Below are 20,104 nucleotides of genomic sequence, written 5' to 3' on the forward strand. Positions count from 1 at the left end.
CGGGGGAGCGGGGTCCGCGAACGGCGGGCGGTCAGCGCCCGTTCTGCGGCAGATGGGCCACGACATGGGAGTGGAAGCGCCCGACGGCGTCGTCGACGCTGCGGATGAACCCCGATTCGGCGTTGCCGCGCGAGGAGCCCATGCCCTTGAAGAGGGAGAGCCGGAAGCCGGTGATGCGGCTGCCGTCCCGGGGGAGCAGGTCGCCCGGTTCGGGCCGGAGCCTCTCCAGGGTGCCCCGGGGACCGCTGTGCTCTTCGAGGAGGGTCTCGACGTGCAGATCGGCGGGCGCCTCGGCCAGCTGGCGGAGCAGCCGCTTGGCCGTGACGAGGGGGTAGGCCCCCTCTGGCGGGGGGATCTCCATGGAGGTGCGCAGCTTCCCGGTCCGCAGGTCGGCGACGACATGGGTGATGCCCGGCGAACCGTCGACCCGCAGCTCGGCGGTGAGCCGCCCCTCCTCGCAGAGCCGGTCGGCGAGCGCGGCCCGCCGCGACTGGGCTGTGGTGCCGCGCCGGGCCCGCTGGACGGGGAGCGCCTTCTCGCCCAGTTCGCCGCCGAGCCGCAGACAGACCTGGCGGATCAGCCGCTCCCAGTTCTCGACCACCTCGACCGCGCGCTCGTCGCCCTGGCAGAGGGTCTCGGCGTCGATGCCGTTGCGGACGGGCACCCAGGAGGGGCCCATGTTCTGGAAGCCGTGGCAGCCGGAGTTCTCGTGCTGGAGGTAGTGCAGCAACTCCTGGAGCAGCCACGCGTGCGCGGCGTTGCCCACGCCCTCGTGCCGGATCAGCATGTGCGCCTGATGGGCCACCTCCGCCCACGACAGATGCCGCAGCGCGACCTTGTGCTTGCGCCGCCCGTCGATCTTGACGTCCACGAGCGGGCTGCCTTCGAGCGCGACGTCGTTGGACAACGTGATCACGGCCTCGTACCCGCGCCGCGCGGCGATGTCCATGTAGTTCTGCACCTGCTCGGAACGGAGCGCGTTCCCGTTCGTCTTCGTCTCGACGAGCGCGGTCCAGAGCTTCCCCGCCCGCTCCACCCGGATGATGCCGTCGGGCCGCTTCGGCGTCTCCCCGTGCGGAAGCGACACCTCGGTGAACGTCTGCATCCGCCCGGCCGGCGCCCCGAACCCGGCCGTCAGCCGCCGCCCGAACTCCGGCACCTGCGCCATGACCGACAACAGCACCGAAGTGGCCCGCACCTCCCGCTCCTTGTCGCTCTTGAGCGACGGCGCGGGGAAGAGCCGCGCATCGTGCCAGGAGTCGTTCTCCGCCAGCGACTTCCTGACCACGGCCGGAAGCGTCACCTTCTTCTTCGCCGTACGGGGCCCCCGCGCCCGCTTGGCCGGTGCGGCCGACCCGGACGCGGCGGCGGGGGCGGGGGCAGCGGGCTGCGCGGACGACTCGACGGCGACGGGCTCGGGTACGTGTACGGGTACGGGCTCGGGCTCGGGCTCGGAAGGCGACAACTCCACCCGCGGCGAGGGCACACCACCGACAACGCCTTCCTCTCCTCGCTCTCCTTCCCCTGCCCCCTCCTCTCCCTCCCCTTCGTCGTCCACATCGATGCCGAAGTCGGTGGCGAGACCGGCCAGCCCGGTCGCGTACCCCTGCCCGATGGCCCGGTACTTCCACTCGGAGCCCCGCCGGTACAGCTCACCGAACAGAAACGCACTCTCCTCCCCGGCCTCGGGAATGGAGAACCCGAGCAGCAGCTCCCCGGTGCGGTCGGCGACGGTCATACGGAGATCGTCCAGCTCCCCGAAGCGCGCGCCGCCGTAGCGGCTGGCGGCGACGACGAGACGGTCGACGTCGTCCGGAACGGCGGTCAGATCGAGGCTGATCCGGTCCTCGCTGCCACTGTCCGTGGGCGTCTTGCCCAGAAGCTGCACACTGCCGTCGGCAGCGGCCGGGTTGTTGTAGAAGAAGAAGTCGGCGTCCGAGCGGACCTTCCCGTTCGCGTCGAGCAACAGCACCGACACATCGGCGTCCCCGTCCCCCGCCGAACTGCTCCAGCTCAGACTCGCGACGACTGCCCCGGCCTCGTCACTGAGCTCCGCCAGCCCGACGTTGGCACCCTTGGTCATCTCCCGCATGCGATCCCCCACCCCGGACGCACGGCCGCGTCGGGGCACACCCTGGCAGCGGCAGCATCCTGCTCCGTGACACAGCGCCACCCGCTGCACACGAGAAGCACGGTAGCGGCCGAGTGAACTCCACGTGAAGGAATCGTGAACTCCGGCTGCTTCGGGGTCAGGTACGGCGGCCCGGTGCCCGTAAGGCAAAACCGCTCCACACGGGGCCCTGCCCCCGAGGCGTGCGCTTCGCCACCCTTCGCTACCCCCGCCGTACTTTCCGGCCACCAGCACGCCGCGTTGACCTGCGGAAACGCCGACGATCCCACCGACTCCGCGCGGCGGTCCGGGAGAGGGCCTGGCGCATCAAGTCCATGACGGGCCCGCGCTGTTCGACGAACCGGCGGATCCGCCCGGCCTCCGGCACGACGGACGTGCAGGGACGAGCGCGATCACGTCCGTCGTGCCCGCAGTGCCCGACGTGCCCGCAGTGCCCGTTGTGCCCGCAGCGCCCGACGATGCCCCGACGATCGCGTCTAGGAGGTGGGGCGTGGGACGCCGTGGAAGACCTGTTCGGTGTGCCAGGACCGGTGGCACGCCGCGATCCGGCTCGTGCCCGGCTGGGGGCCGATCAAGGGGCGGCCTGCCAGCGCCGTCACGTGCTCCCGGGCCGCCGGGCTTCGCCCGACGAACCCTTGCGACACCAGGATGCGGTGCCCTTCGCCGATGCCGAGGACGCCCTTGTCGAACAGCTTGTGATGCAGTGCGCACAGGCACAGCCCGTTGTCGACGGCGTCCGGACCGTCGAACGCCCACCAGCGCACGTGCGCGGCCTCCAGCCCGACCGGCATCGCGCCGATTCTGCCGTCGTAGCCGCAGAACGCGCACTGGTACTCGTAGGCGGTCAGCACCATCTCCCGCATCCGCCGGTCCCGTTGCCGCCGCCCGGCCGGGAGCGGTCCGGATTCCACCGGCTCCAGCTCCAGGCCCACCGCCTCGCGCAGCTCTCCGTGGAGCGACGGCGGGAAGTGCTGATCGAGCAGCACCCGGGCGATCCGGCCGAGCAGTGACGGCTCACGGCGCAAAGCCTCCCGCAGCTCCGGCACCAACCGGCCCGCCGCGCCCGTCGCCCGCAGTTCCAGTACTCCGGTGCCGGGGCTGCCCGGCCCTCGGTCGGTACGCACTTCCCACACCCCGTCGCTGACCAGATGGTGGAAGGGGTAGGCGGGCGTCGTCCTGTTGGCCGGCCCGTACTCGACGAGCAGCCGCTTCAGATCCTCCTCCACCGCGCTGTACCGCAACTCGCCGTCGGCATCCTCCCTGAACCGCCCGAGGGCGTACAGGAGCAACAGAGGCTTGTGCGGAGCCCGTGCCCCGTTCCCGGCCCACTGCCTCAGCTTCGCCGCGCGCTCCACCCAGTCCATGACCGGCGATCGTAGCGACGCCCCGTCGAGGAACAGCGGTCCGAACAACGTCGAAGGGCCCCGCAGCAAGCTGCGGGGCCCTTCGACGTATTGCCCGGTGAGAGCAATGGCGGAGGATACGAGATTCGAACTCGTGAGGGGTTGCCCCCAACACGCTTTCCAACTGTTCGTATGGATGTCCGGACGAGTTCGCCTGCGTCCTGACCTGCGATGTGGTGGCCGATGTCCGAGCGCTTGGACCCTCACGAACGGAGCTGACTGCAACCCAAACTGCAACCCTCCAGCAGGTCAGTCAGCGGATGTCAATCTCCTAATCGGCGCCCGTGAGTCGTGGGGAACGGGTCAGATCAGGCGCCCCTCTTCCTCGGGGCTTCGGCGCTGTGCGCCTACCTGCGAGGCTGGCGCGGGAGCCAGGGCTGCTGCATCCCACTCGTAGCGCGTGCTGTCGACACGGGCCAAGAAGTCCTTGTGGCTCCGCTTCGTGGCATCGAGCAACTCATGCCATGTGCGACGGCTGATGCGAGGGTCGCTGTTCAGCGATGATTGATTTCCAAAGTTCAACTTATCGGCATGGTCCACCACAAAGGTGAGGCGTCGGATCGGGAACTGATTTCCCAACTCTGGGTTGGAATCTAGGAATTTGGTCAGCGCCTCAAGATAACCCAAGGCATTCAGGTACTCATCGTCCTTCAGGTGGTGGTCCATGCGCTTGATCTCTACGATCCAGAGAATGCCTGAATCGTGTAGCAATACGAAGTCCGGTTCCTTGGCCTTGGTGTCGATGGCCGTAGTGATCAGGCGAATTCCGGTATTCTTGTGGTACCAGGATTCGAAGCTTGCGCGCACGCGTTTTAGGGACTCATTCATTCCGAGGGGAGTCCACTCGGGTGCAAGAATCCACGGGGCCTGCTCGATCAACTCTTGGAGTGGGCGCTCTAGAGTTTGGCGGTCGTCAATCAACGACTCAAGCTTCGCGACAACCTCCAGCCGTTCTGCGGCCACTTGGCCAAGGGAGTACATCTCGGCAATGCGGGCCTTTTTAAACAGGTCCATGACGGCGTCGACGGTGGTCTCAGTGGTCTTAGACACTTCCCGCAGGGCTTCAAGAAGGCTGCGGTGAGGGGCGAGGGATTCCGCAAGATTGGCGATCCTCGCGACTTGCTCTGGATTATCCAGTGAGTCCGGATCGACATCCTTGACAAGAAGTTCGGCCGCCTCGGTCACGGCCTCGCGGTAGACGGGATCGCCCGGTGCTGACTTCATTAGCTTTTCAGGCAGGCCAGACTTCTTCATGAAGACTCTCGTCTTCTCCTGCCGTGCAACCTCGTCGCTCCGCTTGGCAAGTTCCTTCACAAGCTTCTTCCCCCAAGCGGACAAGGCTTCGCCCAAATCTGACGACCAAATGATGTCTTGGCGGTCGGACCTGATTAGATCTTCATCTTTGTCTAGCCACTCTGCGTGCAATTCGCCGACGATGTAACTGCGCAGCTTGAACTCGCCTGTAAATCCTGCCCCGATTCCGAACTCTCGGGTCTGTGCAACGAACTTTCCGCGTGAATAGATCCGTACGCCAGCCATGTACTCATCTTTGTACGGCTTTGCGCTGTATGCCACGTACCCTTTCACGGCAAGAAAACCTCCGTTGTAGGGGACGGGCCTATTTTCCAAGTCGATCCGAGTATTCGTCATCAGGTCGACTTTTAGGTGGCCGAGAACGAACGATTCATGCCTGTTGGCCGAATTTGTAACCTCAACCTTCCAGTCTTTCCGTTCTAGGCCGAAGCGAGCAGAAAGTTGGCGATCCAGGTCTTCCTTCGCGGGAACCCGCTTACGTGAGAAGTCGCGGAGCTTCACGGTTGTGCCGCGGTCCCTCGACCAGGTCCCATCGAGCTGCCCAGGCGCCGGATTATAGTCACGATCGGTATCAGTCAGCATATCCGGGAGGTGCAGAATGATATGGGAGATTGCATATCCGTGCTCAGTCTGGGGCCCACCGGCCGAGATGATCTCTACTGTCTTGCAAATCCCGAATGGTGCCAGTTTGCCGATTCCCTTACGCCCCATGACGGGGCGCTTCCTTTCTCGGGATACATCGCCCCCGCCTGGCCTGGTCCGTCGATCTGCCCCTACGGTCAGGTAATGAGCGTTCATTTCGGCGCGGGTCATACCGTGCCCGTCATCTTTGATGACGATCTCAAGTTGAGACGATGCCGTCGGAAGTTTCGGATCGTAGAGGAAGACCCCCCAGGGCAAGGAGATGTCAACTTTCTCGGCATCGGCGTCGTAAGCGTTAGAGATGAGCTCTGCCAACACGGCGGAAACCCGGTCGTACAGCTTGATTCCCAATTTGTCGATCGTCAAGCGACTGATCTTCATCGTGTAGGGATGCTTTTCGCCACCGCTGCCTTCGCTGCCCGCGCCAGCGCGATCACCCAAGGGCAACATCTGAGCTGAGTCCGACATGACTCCCCCCTAAGATCGATGCGTACGGATTTACACTGTGCATGACGATCCATCACGCTCGCTACCCGTAGAGGGGTTCGAGCCACTCAACTAGAGGGGTTCGAGCCACTCAAACCATGGTCATCTAAGCCTGCGGTGCGCTAGCATCCCCGTGTGAAGCCAACAGCCATCGACCTGTTTGCCGGCGCTGGTGGAGCTACTAGAGGGCTCCGCGACGCCGGGTTCGATGTGCGCGGAGCAATCGAGTTGGACGCCAATGCTGCTCAGACATACCGGATAAATCACCCTCAAACGTACCTGTTGGAAGCGGACATTCGTACGGTGAGTGCCGTGAGTCTGCGTCGAGTCTTGGGCATGCAGCTCCGGGAGCTTGACCTTCTAAAGACCTGCCCGCCATGCCAAGGGTTCTCAACCCTGGCGTCGGGTCAGGGGCTTGAGGATGAGGACAGGAATGATCTCGTCTACCACACGGTTCGATTTGTCCGAGCCTTCATGCCGAGGGCCGTGCTGCTTGAGAATGTTCCTGGGCTCGAGCGCGATTCACGATTGGAATCCATTCGCGATTCTCTTTCCTCGTTGGGTTATGTGAGCAGAACGTTCCGATTCGAAGCCTCACAATTTGGTGTGCCTCAGCGCCGTAAGCGGCTCATCATGATTGCCCTCCGGGGGCGTCGCTTGGAGATTCCGGTTGATGTTGGCGACATTGTCCCCGAATTTATTGCGGCTGCACCTGCGAGCATTGCCTTTCAGGAGGTTGCCGCTTCGCGGCGCGCGGAAGATCCACTTCGTAGGCACCGGGCGCACAGCGAGAAGGTCCGCGCTAGAATGGCTGCGATTCCCATAGGTGGGGATCGGTTCGATCTGCCGGAGGAGCATCAGCTGGACTGTCATAAGAGGATTTCGCGCCGTAGCGCTACGGCCTCTTACGGACGCATCAAGCTTTCCGAGCCTGCGCCCACAATGACGACTCGCTGTACAACTCCGGCGTGCGGATCTTTTATTCACCCAACTGAAAATCGCGGCATCACTCTTAGGGAAGCGGCGTCGATTCAGACATTTTCGACGAATTACGATTTCGTTGGAGACTATGGCTCCATTGAGCGGCAAATCGGAAACGCGGTGCCTGTGCGGATGGCCAAGACGCTCGGCGTTGCGGTGAGGCGACTGCTCGGGGAGCAGTAGCGCCTCACTCATTCAGCTTCTTCAGCGTTGCCGCTCCAGAGTGAGGATGGCCTTGGCGATTGACGTCATGCGGTTCGGACTGCACCGGGCCTTGCGGAAGATTCGCCAGGACTTCAGGCAGGCGACGCCGCGTTCGACTGGCGACCGTGCCGCGGCCAGGGCACGATTCAGGGTCTTCTCGGTCGGCGTGAGCTCCCGCAACGGCCTGCGCTGGATGCCCGTGGTCAGCCCGGGCCCGCCGCCCTGGTAGGCAAGATCCGCCAGGATGGAGACGCCCTGGCGCTCGCAGATCCGGATGATCCGGTGAGTGCGGGCGGCGGTCAGGTCATGGGTGCGGCCGGGAAGGGCGGGCGAGAGCCGCAGCAGCCGGCCGTCGGGGTCGGTGATGACCTGCACGTTCACTCCGTGGTGCCGGTGCTTGTGGGAGTAGTCGGCCCGACCGTCGCCGACCCGGTCGCACTCGGCAAGGGTGCCATCGAGGAGGACGAAGTCGGGTTCGTGTTCGGGGAGCGTCTTCAGCAGGCCCGGCGCACGCTCGGCGAGCAGGTCGACGACTGCGCTGGTGTAGGCGTGGGCGGTGGACTCGCTGATCCCGAACCCGGCGGCGATCTTCGCGAGGGTGGTGTGTTCGCGTAGGTACACCAGTGCCACCATCGCGCGCTGGGACGGACGAGCTTGCAGCGCCGGTCGCCCTCACGGGTGACGATCAGCATCGTGACCCACTCCACGAGTGCATGCGGAAGGTCGAGTGCGGCAGGATGGATGACCAACGAGGCCCCCGAGCAACGTGATTGAGACGTCAGACATCTCGATCAACAGCCCGGGGGCCTCGCTCGTTGCGCTTCACCGCTCGTCACCCGATCGGTGGCCACCTCGAAGAAGCTCATTGATGGGGCGGCGTGAGACCCCTCGTTCTACTGGAGCGTCGCCCTCATCGCCAGGGCAACGCATCGCCCCGACTCACCTCAGCTGTCAGTTCGCGATCTTGAAAAACTCGTGGGTGCCGATTGTGTCGGTCAACAGGCCAGCGACCTTCGCACTGCGTCTACTAGCGATGTCGCACGCACATCGTCGGGACCGCCGATGATGTGGTTCATCGCGTAGCCGAAGGCGATGCCGTGCTTCGGGTCGGCAAACCGCAGGAAGCCTCCGCAGCCGGTGTGGCCGAAGGAGTTAGGGCCGGCTACGGGGGTTTACCTCAGTAGGCAGCATGTATCTGGAGCTGAGCCGACTCGGCACCACCACCTGGGCCACACCGCCGCCCTGCTCCTTGGTCGCCGATGTGAGGGCCCCCGGATCGAGCAGGCGTAACGCCGTCCACCTCGCCGATCAGGGGGGGGCGTACGTGCGCGCGAGTTCCGCGCACGGTGCCGATGCCGTCAGAGGTCGGGAGCTCCACAGCCTGGACCTTGGGTGAATTGAAGTTGATCTCGGCTGGGTCGGTGACCTGAAACGTCGTGTCACTGAACGAGTTCGGGTTGCGCCAGGTGGCGACCAGTTCGCGGAGCTTCGGGGGTTTCTCCGGTGGTAAGCCGGTGAGGTCGACCTCGGGCTGCTGATTCACCAGTGGGGCGGCGATCTCGTCGGCGAAGCCCACTCCGTTCCGCTTCAGAGTCACATCTGGCGATTTGGTGGACGGCCGGATGCCGAACGTCCAGAGTCGTAGTTGTGGCTGCCGGGTCGGGCGACGGGCGTAGCGTATTCCGCAAATCGAAGGTGAGGCATGGACAGCAACGAGTACGACGAGTTCACGGCCAAGGTCAGGGTTCCGAAGGGTGCCCGTCTTGCGCGGTCAAGGAAGACCGAGGGCGCTTACCGCGGCATCACTGACCCCGGCACCGATCAGATGGGGCAAGCCGAGATCTTTCTGATGGAGAAGAACGAGCCGGATCCGGTGGCGACGTACCTACAGGGTTGGCCCGAATCTGACCTCTATGAGTCGGAGGCGCGAGCGCAGGAGCGTCGAGAGAACGCGGAATTTCTCGCAGACGTGCTCGTCCAGGTCGGCCTCAGATTGGCGGAGAAGGCTGCTCCGCATGTCAGGAAGTGGTGGTCTGAACAAGCGTTTCCGGCAGTGAAGTCGAAGTGGAAGGACCAGAAAATCCTGTCCGTCCGGCCGACATGGAGCAGCGTGGTACGACATCGCCCGAGTGACCGCCGGTCTGGGGCCGAGGGGGACCTACAGGAAGCCGTCATCCTCCCGGGCGATCAGCGGACGACCATGAGCAGTGCGGAGGCGCGGAAGAGGATCGAGGCGGCTGTGGTAGCCAGGCTGTACAGCGATGGGCAGCTACGGTTGGTACGCGATGCCCGGGTTGTAGAGGAGGGAGAGCACGGTCCGGTGGATATGGGGGCCACGAGTGATCTCACGCCGCAGCGCATCGGGGAACAAATCACGTTGATGCTCGAGGCGAACCATTCGCTGCTGGGCAAGGACACCCTGGCCGAACTCGGGAAGCTCATCGCGGGAATCCGCGCCAATGGCGATGCTGTTGCTCTTCCTGGAGCAGAAGGCGCGATGTCGCATGACTACGGCAACGACTGACGAGGGCGACCGCGGGATACCTGAGACTTGCGTGGCGAGTCCGACTGTGGCGGGTGCCAACGAGCATTGCCGCTCATGGTTTCAGGTCTCGTGTAACGTCAGGCGTCTCAGCTTTCATGGTGCTCGTCGCTGTGCAGGATGGCCGCTCTGGCTGTCCAGGCCAGGATGCTCTGCCCGCGAATGGAGAGCCCGAGCCGGTTCCAGTGGAAGATCACGTGGTAGCTGAGCACCTGTCGTAGCCCGCGGTGGAGTGTTCCGTCTTGGACGCCATCGGCGAGGGCTTGGCCGGCGCTGTGAAACGCGGCGACCCACTCGGCGACGGGTTCCAGCGGACCTCCGGGGCGCAGCAGGACGTCGCTGTCGGCGATAAGCAGGGTACGAATCTCCTGGGCTCGAGCGTCGAGTCGCTCCTGCGGAACGTCACTGAGCCTTTTCCATCTTCACTCTGAGCTGGCCAGATGCAGGGTGAGGACAGCTTGGACGAGTGCGGTGATGCGGGTCGTGGAGCATCGGATCCTGCGCAGGAGGCGCCAGGACTTGAGGGTGGCCATGGCCTGTTCGACCAGGGCGCGGATCTTCGCGTGGGACCGGTTCACCGCCTGCTGACCTGTGGAGAGGGTGTGCCAGCGTCCCCAGTACGGGATGCGGATGGTTCCGCCGGCGCCGCGGTAACCCTTGTCTGCCCAGCACGTGACGTCGACCGCGGCCAGGGCGTCTATGACGCCGTGCTCGCGGGCCGCGCGGACGTCGTGGACGGCGCCGGGTAGGGCCGGGGAGGCCCACAGCAGCCGGCCGAAGGGATCGGCGAGGACTTGCACGTTCATGCCGTGCTTCCTGTGCTTGCCCGAGTGTGCGCCGTGAGGCGCTTGCTGTTCGAGTGGAGGTGAAAGGCCACCACCATCGTCCTGTCGCAGCAGGGCGGTTGAAGCTGGGGGCAGCCTGATCCGGGAGTGCCGGGGAGGGCGGGAAGCAGCCCCGACAAAGCCGGGACGTGCCAGTACTGCCAGATGGTGCGGGTCCGGCGAGCGAGACGGAGAGGAGTACGCGAGGAACCGGCGTCTACGCCTCCTTAAGGCACGCCAGCTCGAACCTGGTGGATGTGGGCTGGATGCGGTGCGTCCCTGCTGGATATTCGGCTGGCGGGGACTTTCCGCGCGGTTTATTTCGGTCGCGCGGGGAGGCCACGGTGAAGTGCTGCGGGGTAGCCGTGGCGAGGCCGCGGGGGCATAGCCGGGCTCCTACTCCGACGATCGAACAGTGAGTGAACACGGGAACCGTCCCGGTATCGCCCTCAAACCGTGCGTCCAGTGCGGTGGGAGGGCTGGGTCCACCGTCGGCCGATCGGGCCGGGACGGGGCGGAGCCGCCGTAGTACTCCGAGCCGGGGAGAGCCCGGCACATGGGGAAGGGCGGCAGCGGTTTCGAGAAGGGAAGGAGGCTGCAATGCCGAAAGACGCACCGCTGAACAGCGGTGCTCCCGAGGCCCCGATGGGGCCTCGCCAGCGGGTATCGGGGATGCAGACCAAGCTTCACCGTTGGGCAGCGGCCGACCCTGGCCGCAGGTTCGACGATCTGTTCAACCTCGTGTGCGATCCGGCGACGCTGCTTGTCGCGTTCGAACGGGTCGCGGGCAACAAGGGGGCCGGATCCCCGGGCGTCGACGGCCTCACGGTCGTCAACGTCGAGCGGGAACTCGGCCTCCCGGGCTACCTGGAGGACCTGCGACGCGTACTGAAGACGGGTGAATTCCGTCCCTTGCCGGTGCGCGAGCGCAAGATCCCCAAGCCCGGCGGGAGCGGGAAGGTGCGCAAGCTCGGCATCCCGACCGTGACCGACCGGGTGGTCCAGGCGGCGCTCAAGCTGGTGCTGGAGCCGATCTTCGAGGCCGACTTCCTGCCGGTCTCCTACGGTTTCCGGCCCATGCGGCGCGCACACGACGCGATCGCCGAGATCCACCGCTACGGCACCAGCGGCTATCGCTGGGTGCTGGATGCGGATATCGAGGCGTGCTTCGACTCCATCGACCACACGGCCCTGATGGACCGAGTGCACGTGAGAGTCAAGGACAAGCGCGTGCTGCGGCTGGTCAAGGCGTTCCTCAAGGCCGGCGTCCTCACCGAGGCCGGCGACCGCGAGAACACCATGACCGGCACCCCGCAGGGAGGCATCCTCTCCCCGCTGCTGGCGAACATCGCCCTGTCCGCGCTCGACGAGCACGTGATGGAGCTGTGGGAGCCAGGCGGGAGGATGTCCACCAGAGGCAGGCGGGCACACCATCGTCTCCACAGCCGCCCGAACTGGCGCATCGTCCGCTACGCGTGCGACTTCGTCGTCCTGGTCGACGGCGCCCGTGACGACGTCGCCCGCCTGCGCGAGGACATCGCCGACGTACTGCACCCTCTCGGGCTGAGGCTGTCACCGGCCAAGACTCAGATCGTGCACATGTCGGACGGGTTCGACTTCCTTGGGTTCCACATCCAGTGGCGCCGCAAGCGGGGCTCGAACAAGTGGTACGTCTACACCTTCATCGCCAAGAGGCCCATCCGGCAGCTGAAGGAAAAGATCCGTGCCCTGACGAACAGAACGTCGCAGCAGGACCCGGGGACCGTGCTGAAAAGGATCAACTCGATTCTGCGCGGCTGGGTCAACTACTTCAAGCACGCGGTATGCAAGACCACGCTGAAAGCCCTGGACCAGTTCGTATGGCGACGGGTGACCAGCTGGTGGATAGTGCTGCATCGCTGGAGGTGGAAGGACGTCCGCCGACGCTTCACCGACCGCAACGGCCGGTGGCACAAGCTCTCGGTGGACGGGATCGAACTGTTCCCCATGGTCTCGACCGCGGTCACCCGCTACCGATACCGGGGCAACACGATCCCCAACCCCTGGACACTCAACCACGCCTGAACGGCAGAGACCGTGGAGAGCCCGGTGCGGTGAGAGCCGCACGCCGGGTTCGGCGAGCGGCACGGAGAAACGGACCGATGGCAACACCGGCACCGCGCTCCGTGCCGACTCAACAGAAGGGGCGGTCGGCAGCGATGCGGTCGATCGGTAGCAGCGTGCCGTCCAACAGTACGAACGCCTTCATCGACGCGGCGCGAGCCGCCTCGGCAAGAGTTGGAGCGAGGGAGGCCAGGAGGTCGACGGCCTCCGTGACGTAGCGGTGGGCGGTGGTCGTGCCGATGCCGAAGCCTGCGGCGAGCTGGGCGTAGGTGTGCCCCACCCGCAGGTGGGCGAGTGCGAGCAGGGCTTGGCGGCCCGGGCTCAGCCGTCGCCACCGGGACCCGATCGCCCGGCGACGCCCGCGCAGATGCTGTGCGAGGAAGCGCAGGGAAGAGCTGGACACGTCGGCGCCGGACGGGTAGACAAGCATGCGAAGCCTCTGGTGGAGAAGGTTCTCTTGGTCGAAAACCCATCTACCAGGGGCTTCATCCTGTTGTCAGCCCAACTGGACAGCGCGCGGGGCAGGTTGAAGAAGGCTCAGTTGCCGAGCTCGTATGATCTCGCGATGAGGATCTGGACGGAGCACCCTGCCAAGGCAGACGTCGAAGCTGTCGTTCGCCGCTACTTCAGCCTGCTCCGAGCCGGAAGGATCCCTGAGGCCGAACAGCTCATTGATCACTACCCGGTCCATCATGTGCTCAAGTCGCTGTGGACCGGGTCCGTCGAAGCAAGCGCCGATGGGGACGAGGCCGGAAGCCCTCCTGTCGACGGGTGGGAGCAGGATCTGTCCTGGCTTGGCGAACTGAATCTCGCAGATTTCCACTGGGACCGCACCGGCAGCCATGTCTACGTTGAGATCACCTACCACGCGCAGATCATCGAAGTGGCATTGGGCTTTCGGGTCAGGCCCACCGACACTGGCTGGGTCATCACGGGACCGGCCACGTACTGGTAGGACACGCGAAAGAGCAGCACGATCCAGGTGTCGGCGCAATCCGCCCGCTGGCGGACCGTGACACGCTGTCGATCAAGGACCCGGCAAGCCCGAGCACCCCCGGTAACCTGCATCCTCAGGTTGGAAAAGACTCACTGCCATCAGTTGGGGGTGTCCTTGCTCGTGTCTGGGTAGCGATCTCAGGGGCCGCGAAGCTTCCGCTGGGCATCCTATTTCGTCGCTCTGGCAGTGAGGATGTGGCCGGTCTCTCTGCCCCGGTGCGGCCCGCAGAGTGCCGAGAGGCCGCATGTGGGTGACCCAGGAGGATCTTGGACTCGATGTGGCCGACGACCTCGCCCCGGCAGCCATGATCATTGGCGGCTAGAGGCCGACCACAGAAGTCCACGGCTGCCTGCCATGTGCAACTGAGACCAAAACTGAGACCACGCACGTCGAAGGGCCCCACCGCGAACGATGAGGCCCTTCGACAACGTGCCCGGTGAGGCACTGGCGGAGGATACGAGATTCGAACTCGTGAGGGGTTGCCCCCAACACGCTTTCCAAGCGTGCGCCCTAGGCCACTAGGCGAATCCTCCGCCGCAAACAATACAAGACGTTGAGGAGTGCTCGCGAACCCGTTCCCCGGGGGAGGGGTCCGTGGGCCTCGGGAGGGGGGCGCGGGGGCCGGGGAGGTGGACTTGCGGGGGTGGGGATCGGCTAAGGTGGGCGTCAGCCCCTCACGTGGCGCTATCTGACTGAACTCCCCCAGGGCCGGAAGGCAGCAAGGGTAGGTTGGCTCTGGCGGGTGCGTGGGGGGCCCTTGTGTTTCCCGGGGTCCGTGGCCCGGTGCCGCGCCGGCCTCCGGGGCCGGGTGTCCGGTCCGGGGCCGGTTGTCAGTCGGTCCCGATAACCTCGTAGGTGTGTCGTCCCTTGCGCTGTACCGCCGCTACCGCCCCGAGTCGTTCGCCGAGGTCATCGGTCAGGAGCATGTCACTGACCCGCTCCAGCAGGCCCTGCGGAACAACCGGGTCAATCACGCGTACCTGTTCAGCGGTCCGCGCGGCTGCGGCAAGACGACCAGTGCGCGCATTCTCGCCCGCTGCCTGAACTGCGAGCAGGGGCCGACGCCGACGCCGTGCGGGGAGTGCCAGTCGTGCCAGGACCTCGCGCGCAACGGGCCGGGGTCGATCGATGTGATCGAGATCGACGCCGCGTCGCACGGTGGTGTGGACGATGCCCGTGACCTGCGGGAGAAGGCGTTCTTCGGGCCCGCGTCCAGTCGTTACAAGATCTACATCATCGACGAGGCGCACATGGTCACCTCGGCGGGGTTCAACGCCCTGCTGAAGGTGGTCGAGGAGCCGCCGGAGCATCTCAAGTTCATCTTCGCCACGACCGAGCCCGAGAAGGTCATCGGCACGATCCGCTCGCGCACCCACCACTACCCGTTCCGCCTCGTCCCGCCCGGCACGCTGCGCGAGTACCTCGCGGACGTCTGCGGGCGGGAGAACAGCTCCGTCGAGGACGGGGTCCTCCCGCTGGTCGTGCGGGCCGGCGCCGGTTCCGTACGTGACTCGATGTCGGTCATGGACCAGCTGCTGGCCGGCGCGGGCGACGAGGGTGTGACGTACGCCATGGCGACGTCGCTGCTCGGTTATACGGACGGCTCCCTGCTCGACTCGATCGTGGACGCCTTCGCGGCGGGCGACGGGGCCGCGGCCTTCGAGGTCGTGGACCGGGTGATCGAGGGCGGCAACGATCCGCGCCGCTTCGTCGCCGACCTTTTGGAGCGGCTGCGCGACCTCGTGATCCTCGCCGCCGTGCCCGACGCCGGGGAGAAGGGCCTCATCGACGCACCGGCCGACGTGGTCGAGCGGATGACGGCCCAGGCCTCCGTCTTCGGCGCCGCCGAGCTGAGCCGCGCCGCCGACCTGGTCAACGAGGGGCTGACGGAGATGCGCGGCGCGACCTCGCCGCGCCTCCAGGTCGAGCTGATCTGCGCCCGGGTGCTGCTCCCGGCCGCCTACGACGACGAGCGTTCCCTGCAGGCCAGGCTCGACCGGCTGGAGCGGGGCGCCTCCTTCGCCACCACCGGCCCCGGGCCCGCGATGGGGTACGTCCCCGGGCCCGAGGCGCTGGCCCACGCACCGGCTCCGGCCGCGCCGCAGCACCACGCTCCCGCCGCCGCCTCCGCTTCCGCCCCCATGGGCCACCCGGACCCCGGATCGGGCCCCGCCGCCGCGCGCGCCGCCGTCCGCGGCGACGCGCCCCCGCCCGCCCCGGCCCAGGCGGCCCCCGCCCCGGCCCCGGCACCCGCCCCCGTGCAGCCCCCGCCCGCCGAGGCGCCGGCCGCGCAGCGGCCCGGGGCCTGGCCCACCGCTGCCGCCGCACCCGAGCAGGGCCGCAGGCCCGGAGGCTGGCCGACCGCCGCCGCCCCGGGCCAGGCCCCGGTGCCCCAGGCCGCCCCCGCCCCGGCGGCTCCCGTGCCCGCGGCGTCCGCACCGGCACCCGCCGCCCCCGCACCGGGCATGGCCCAGGGAGCCGGACAGGTGCGCGCCATGTGGCCCGACATCCTGGAGGCGGTCAAGGGCCGCCGACGTTTCACGTGGATCCTCCTCAGTCAGAACGCCCAGGTCACCGGCTTCGACGGCACCACCCTGCAGATCGGCTTCCTCAACGCCGGTGCCCGCGACAACTTCGCGAGCAGCGGCAGCGAGGAGGTCCTGAAGCAGGCCCTCGCCGAGCGGTTCAACGCCCAGTGGAAGATCGAGGCGATCGTCGACCCGTCCGGCGGCGCCGGACAGCCCCCGCAGACCGGAGGCGGCCGGCCCTCCGCGCCTCCGCCGCCCGCCGCTCCCCAGCGTCAGGCACCCCCGCCGCCCCAGCAGTCCTACGAGCCCCGCCCGCCCGCGCCCGAGCGCCCGCAGCCCCCCTCCGGCGGACCGGCTCCGGAACCGGCCCCTCCGGCGTACACCGCCCCCGAGCCGCCCCGCGCGGTCGCCCCCGAGGACGACACCCCCGAGGCCGACGACCCCGACCTCGTCGACTCCGCCCTCTCCGGCCACGACCTGATCGTCCGCGAGCTGGGCGCCACGGTCGTCGAGGAGTACACGAACGAGTAGGGCGCCCGGCCCACCCGCGTGGGCCGCCCGCCCCGTGTCCACGGACCGGTTGGCGTCAAGGGCGGCGCGCCTCGGCGGCTAGGCTGCACCCCGTGAAGGTCCTCGTCATCGGCGGCGGCGCCCGCGAACACGCCCTGTGCCGCTCTCTGTCCCTCGACCCCGACGTCACCGCTCTGTACTGCGCTCCCGGCAACGCCGGCATCGCAGAGGTGGCCGAACTGCGTCCGGTCGACGCCCTCGACGGCGCCGCCGTCGCGAGCCTCGCGACCGAGCTGGGCGCCGGGCTGGTGGTCGTCGGCCCGGAGGCGCCGCTCGTCGCCGGGGTCGCCGACGCCGTGCGCGCGGCCGGTATCCCGTGCTTCGGCCCGTCCGGGAAGGCGGCCCAGCTGGAGGGGTCCAAGGCCTTCGCCAAGGACGTCATGGCCGGTGCGGGCGTTCCGACCGCCCGCAGCTACGTCTGCACCACGCCCGCGGAGATCGACGCCGCGCTGGACGCCTTCGGCGCCCCGTACGTGGTCAAGGACGACGGCCTCGCCGCCGGGAAGGGCGTCGTCGTCACGGACGACATCGAGGCCGCCCGCGCCCATGCGCTGGCCTGCGACCGCGTGGTCATCGAGGAGTACCTCGACGGCCCCGAGGTGAGCCTCTTCGCGATCACCGACGGCACCACCGTGCTGCCGCTCCAGCCCGCCCAGGACTTCAAGCGCGCCCTCGACGGCGACCAGGGCCCGAACACCGGCGGCATGGGTGCCTACTCCCCGCTGCCGTGGGCCGATCCGAAGCTGGTCGACGAGGTCATGGAGACGGTGCTCCAGCCCACGGTCGACGAGCTGCGCCGCCGCGGGACGCCGTTCTCGGGTCTGCTGTACGCGGGCCTGGCGATCACCTCGCGCGGGGTGCGGGTCATCGAGTTCAACGCCCGGTTCGGCGACCCGGAGACCCAGGTGGTCCTGGCCCGTCTGAAGACCCCGCTGGCCGGTGTCCTGCTGGGGTCCGCCAACGGCACCCTGGACGAGCTCCCCGCGCTGAAGTGGCGCGACGAGGCCGCCGTGACCGTGGTCATCGCCTCCCACAACTACCCGGGTACGCCGCGAACGGGTGATCCCATCGAGGGGCTCGACGAGGTCGCGGCGCAGGATGCCCCGCACGCGTACGTCCTGCACGCCGGGACGCGGCTCGACGGCGGGACGGTCGTCAGCGCGGGTGGCCGGGTGCTCTCCGTGACCGCGACCGCCAAGGACCTCGCGGGCGCCCGCGAGCGCGCGTACGCCGCCGCGGCCCGGATCCGGCTCGACGGTTCCCAGCTCCGTACCGACATCGCGAAGAAGGCCGCGGAGGCCTGACCGGTCCCGTGCCGCGGCCCTGCCCCGGCCTCCTGACCACCACTGACGCGCTGCTGCCCCATGGGCCGCGGCGCGTCAGCACCTTTGCCCAAAGCCATTCCATCGAGTGACGGCTGAGCCATCCGGATGACGCTCGTCGAAGCCCCAACTAGGGTGCGGCGCAAGCGTTCCGGCACTTGGCCCACCGGCATTGCGATGTCAGTGACGGGTGCCACAGTGGGGGAGTGAGCAACACCGCCGTGGGGGCAGAGGGGGTGACGTCCGGCCGTGTCCGTTACCGGTACAGGTGAGGAGCTGGGTGCGCAGGCGGCGCGCACCCGTGCGCTCGCCCTGCTGCGCATCCGCAGCAGGGCGACGGCAGCGGCTCTGCTGCCGGCCGCGTGCGCCGTGGTGCTGTTCGCCGCCGGCGCGCAGGGCTTCGCGGAGGGCGGCGGTTGGGACGCTGCCCGATGGGCGGTGACGGCCTGTGCCGTGGTCGTCCTACTGGTCGCCGCGGCCGTCGCGCTCGCGGTCGTCCGCGCGAAACCCGCGGTGAGCCCGACCGTCCCGCTCAGCGAGGCGGCCGCCCCCGATCTCTACCGGCTGGTCCGCGATCTGGCGGAGCGGCTGGGAGTGCCCGCGCCCTCGGCGATAGCCCTGACGCCCGACTGCGACAGCTGGCTGGAGGACCGCACGCATCCGGCGGCCGAGCAGGCCGTCCGGGCGGCCTCGGGCGGTTCCTCCGACGGCTCCCCGGACGGCGCGGGCCGGCGGACGGGACCGCGGCGCAGGACCCAGGCCGCGCCCGTGCTGGTCATCGGCTCGCCGTTCCTGTGGTGGATGCGCGTCGCCGAGCTGCGGGCGGTGCTCGCACCGGTCGTCGCGGGCACCGGCCCCTCCGCCCACCCCGACATAGCCGCGGCCCGCCGTTTCGTGCGCGGTCTGGACGGTGCCGTGGCGGACGCCGCCGCACCCGCCCCGGGGCCGCTGCGCGCCCTCCTGAGGCTTCCGCGCCTGCTGACCGGCCGGATCGCCCGGCTGCTGCTGCGCAGCTGCCGGGGCCACGCGGCGGAGATGGAGCGCGGGGTCGCGGCCGCCGCGTCGACGCGCGCCCAGGCCGTGGACTACGGGCTGCGGATCGTCGCGCAGGAGCAGGTCGGTCTGGCCTACGCGGGCTGGGACCGGCTCCTCACCCGTGTCGCCCTGCCCGCCTGGCGGATGGGGCGCTGGCCCTCGCGGCTGGACGTGGGCGTGGTCTCGGCGCTCACGGAGCTGTCCCGGCGCGACCGGCTGGCCGAGGGGTTCGCCTCCCGGCTCGGCGAGCGCCCCGCCTGCGACCTCCTGGAGGAGCCGGGCGCGGCCGACGAGGCGGCCTCCCTGCTGGCCGCCAGGCTCTTCCACGGCGGCCCGGCGGAGAACGGCCCCGACTGGGCCCCGGTGGACTGGCAGGCGTATCCCGACGAGGTCGTCGACCGGAAGTGGCGCAGCGAGGCCGCCCGGCTGCACCGGGTCCTCGACGCCCTGGGCGTGCCCCCGGCGGCGGGTTCCGCTTCCGACCCGGTCTGCACGGGTGTGCCGACGCTGGCGCGCGTCGTGGAGTATCTGTCCGGCGGTGGCGGCGGTGAGGAGCTTGCGGCCGGGATCAGCGCGGCCGTCGCCCGGGACGAGGCCCGTGAGCCCCGTCCCGCCGCCGGCGCGGGGCCGGGCGGAGCCGGTGGGGCGCTGGATCCCTGGGGTCCCGATCCGCTTCCGCTTCTCCCGCTCCAGCCGCCCCGTACGGGGACGGAGCTGCTCGCCGACCATGTCGCCGCGATGGTCTGCTGCGCGGCGGTCGACACCGCGGGCGCGCGGCCGGGGCTGGACTGGCTGGACGGGCCCGCGCTCCTTGTGGACGGCGAGCGCCGGTCGGACCTCGGCAGCCCGGTGCTCAGTCTCGTCGAGGAGGGCGACGCGGGACCGCTGTGGTCCTGGCTGACTTCGGTCGGTGTACGGACCGACAAGCCCGTGCGTCTCGTCTGAAACACCGCTGGATGGACGGTTGTTGACGTCTATGGACCCGAATATCCGGAATAGCGCCTTCCGTTCACGTCAATTCG

General features: G+C 68.0%; 10 protein-coding genes, 1 tRNA gene, 1 other RNA gene and 4 pseudogenes. 8 read left to right on the forward strand and 8 right to left on the reverse strand.

The window, feature by feature from the left end:
* Positions 1-31: 31 nt before the first annotated feature.
* The 3 genes from ACFVDM_RS02465 to ACFVDM_RS02475 form a co-directional block, all read right to left on the reverse strand.
* Positions 32-2,092 (reverse strand): TerD family protein, encoded by a 2,061-nt coding sequence (locus tag ACFVDM_RS02465; protein ID WP_383631919.1) that lies wholly within the window; start codon positions 2,090-2,092, stop codon positions 32-34.
* A 515-nt stretch (positions 2,093-2,607) separates the two neighbouring features.
* On the reverse strand, positions 2,608-3,495 hold the full coding sequence (locus ACFVDM_RS02470) for a phosphorothioated DNA-binding restriction endonuclease (RefSeq protein WP_383631922.1): 888 nt from the start codon (positions 3,493-3,495) through the stop codon (positions 2,608-2,610).
* Positions 3,496-3,837: 342 nt separating this feature from the next.
* Positions 3,838-5,958 (reverse strand): ATP-binding protein, encoded by a 2,121-nt coding sequence (locus ACFVDM_RS02475; RefSeq protein ID WP_383631925.1) that lies wholly within the window; start codon positions 5,956-5,958, stop codon positions 3,838-3,840.
* A gap of 153 nt (positions 5,959-6,111) precedes the next feature.
* Here ACFVDM_RS02475 and ACFVDM_RS02480 point away from each other — a divergent pair, with 153 nt between their 5' ends.
* On the forward strand, positions 6,112-7,140 hold the full coding sequence (locus ACFVDM_RS02480; protein WP_383631928.1) for a DNA cytosine methyltransferase: 1,029 nt from the start codon (positions 6,112-6,114) through the stop codon (positions 7,138-7,140).
* A gap of 21 nt (positions 7,141-7,161) precedes the next feature.
* Here ACFVDM_RS02480 and ACFVDM_RS02485 read toward each other — a convergent pair.
* A pseudogene (locus tag ACFVDM_RS02485) lies at positions 7,162-7,910 on the reverse strand (transposase family protein).
* A 246-nt stretch (positions 7,911-8,156) separates the two neighbouring features.
* Positions 8,157-8,731: pseudogene (locus ACFVDM_RS02490) on the reverse strand (esterase); the annotation flags it as partial.
* A 132-nt stretch (positions 8,732-8,863) separates the two neighbouring features.
* On the opposite strand from ACFVDM_RS02490, the gene ACFVDM_RS02495 reads away from it, so the two are divergent.
* Positions 8,864-9,685 (forward strand): hypothetical protein, encoded by an 822-nt coding sequence (locus ACFVDM_RS02495; RefSeq protein ID WP_383631931.1) that lies wholly within the window; start codon positions 8,864-8,866, stop codon positions 9,683-9,685.
* Positions 9,686-10,125: 440 nt separating this feature from the next.
* Here ACFVDM_RS02495 and ACFVDM_RS02500 read toward each other — a convergent pair.
* Positions 10,126-10,542: pseudogene (locus tag ACFVDM_RS02500) on the reverse strand (transposase family protein); the annotation flags it as partial.
* A 585-nt stretch (positions 10,543-11,127) separates the two neighbouring features.
* Here ACFVDM_RS02500 and ltrA point away from each other — a divergent pair.
* Positions 11,128-12,591, forward strand: coding sequence for a group II intron reverse transcriptase/maturase (gene ltrA, locus ACFVDM_RS02505; protein ID WP_383631934.1), 1,464 nt, complete (start codon positions 11,128-11,130; stop codon positions 12,589-12,591).
* 115 nt (positions 12,592-12,706) lie between these two features.
* On the opposite strand, the pseudogene ACFVDM_RS02510 reads toward ltrA, so the two are convergent.
* Positions 12,707-13,060, reverse strand: a pseudogene (locus ACFVDM_RS02510) (transposase family protein); the annotation flags it as partial.
* Positions 13,061-13,195: 135 nt separating this feature from the next.
* Here ACFVDM_RS02510 and ACFVDM_RS02515 point away from each other — a divergent pair.
* Positions 13,196-13,585 carry a hypothetical protein gene (locus ACFVDM_RS02515; protein WP_383631937.1) on the forward strand — a complete coding sequence of 130 codons (390 nt, stop codon included), beginning with the start codon at positions 13,196-13,198 and terminating at the stop codon, positions 13,583-13,585.
* A 487-nt stretch (positions 13,586-14,072) separates the two neighbouring features.
* On the opposite strand, the gene ACFVDM_RS02520 is transcribed toward ACFVDM_RS02515, so the two are convergent.
* Positions 14,073-14,160, reverse strand: a tRNA-Ser gene (locus ACFVDM_RS02520).
* A gap of 132 nt (positions 14,161-14,292) precedes the next feature.
* On the opposite strand from ACFVDM_RS02520, the gene ffs reads away from it, so the two are divergent.
* The 4 genes from ffs to ACFVDM_RS02540 all read left to right on the forward strand — a co-directional run bounded on the left by ffs (position 14,293) and on the right by ACFVDM_RS02540 (position 20,027).
* An RNA gene (gene ffs / locus ACFVDM_RS02525) (signal recognition particle sRNA small type) lies at positions 14,293-14,389 on the forward strand.
* Positions 14,390-14,484: 95 nt separating this feature from the next.
* On the forward strand, positions 14,485-16,686 hold the full coding sequence (locus ACFVDM_RS02530) for a DNA polymerase III subunit gamma and tau (RefSeq protein ID WP_383631940.1): 2,202 nt from the start codon (positions 14,485-14,487) through the stop codon (positions 16,684-16,686).
* 92 nt (positions 16,687-16,778) lie between these two features.
* Positions 16,779-18,029, forward strand: a complete 1,251-nt coding sequence (gene purD / locus ACFVDM_RS02535; protein ID WP_383631943.1) for a phosphoribosylamine--glycine ligase — start codon at positions 16,779-16,781, stop codon at positions 18,027-18,029.
* Between the two features lie 267 nt (positions 18,030-18,296).
* Positions 18,297-20,027, forward strand: coding sequence for a hypothetical protein (locus ACFVDM_RS02540; protein ID WP_383631945.1), 1,731 nt, complete (start codon positions 18,297-18,299; stop codon positions 20,025-20,027).
* The last annotated feature ends 77 nt before the right edge of the window (positions 20,028-20,104 follow it).

It is taken from the genome of Streptomyces sp. NPDC057682, assembly GCF_042799575.1.
In the GTDB taxonomy this organism is placed as follows: domain Bacteria; phylum Actinomycetota; class Actinomycetes; order Streptomycetales; family Streptomycetaceae; genus Streptomyces.

Excerpts from the sequence above, each read along its gene's own strand:
- ACFVDM_RS02515 (WP_383631937.1), top strand. The coding sequence starts at position 13,196 with ATGAGGATCTGGACGGAGCACCCTGCCAAGGCAGACGTCGAAGCTGTC.
- ACFVDM_RS02495 (WP_383631931.1), top strand. The coding sequence starts at position 8,864 with ATGGACAGCAACGAGTACGACGAGTTCACGGCCAAGGTCAGGGTTCCG.
- ltrA (WP_383631934.1), top strand. The coding sequence starts at position 11,128 with ATGCCGAAAGACGCACCGCTGAACAGCGGTGCTCCCGAGGCCCCGATG.
- ACFVDM_RS02470 (WP_383631922.1), bottom strand. The coding sequence starts at position 3,495 with ATGGACTGGGTGGAGCGCGCGGCGAAGCTGAGGCAGTGGGCCGGGAAC.
- ACFVDM_RS02475 (WP_383631925.1), bottom strand. The coding sequence starts at position 5,958 with ATGTCGGACTCAGCTCAGATGTTGCCCTTGGGTGATCGCGCTGGCGCG.
- ACFVDM_RS02465 (WP_383631919.1), bottom strand. The coding sequence starts at position 2,092 with ATGCGGGAGATGACCAAGGGTGCCAACGTCGGGCTGGCGGAGCTCAGT.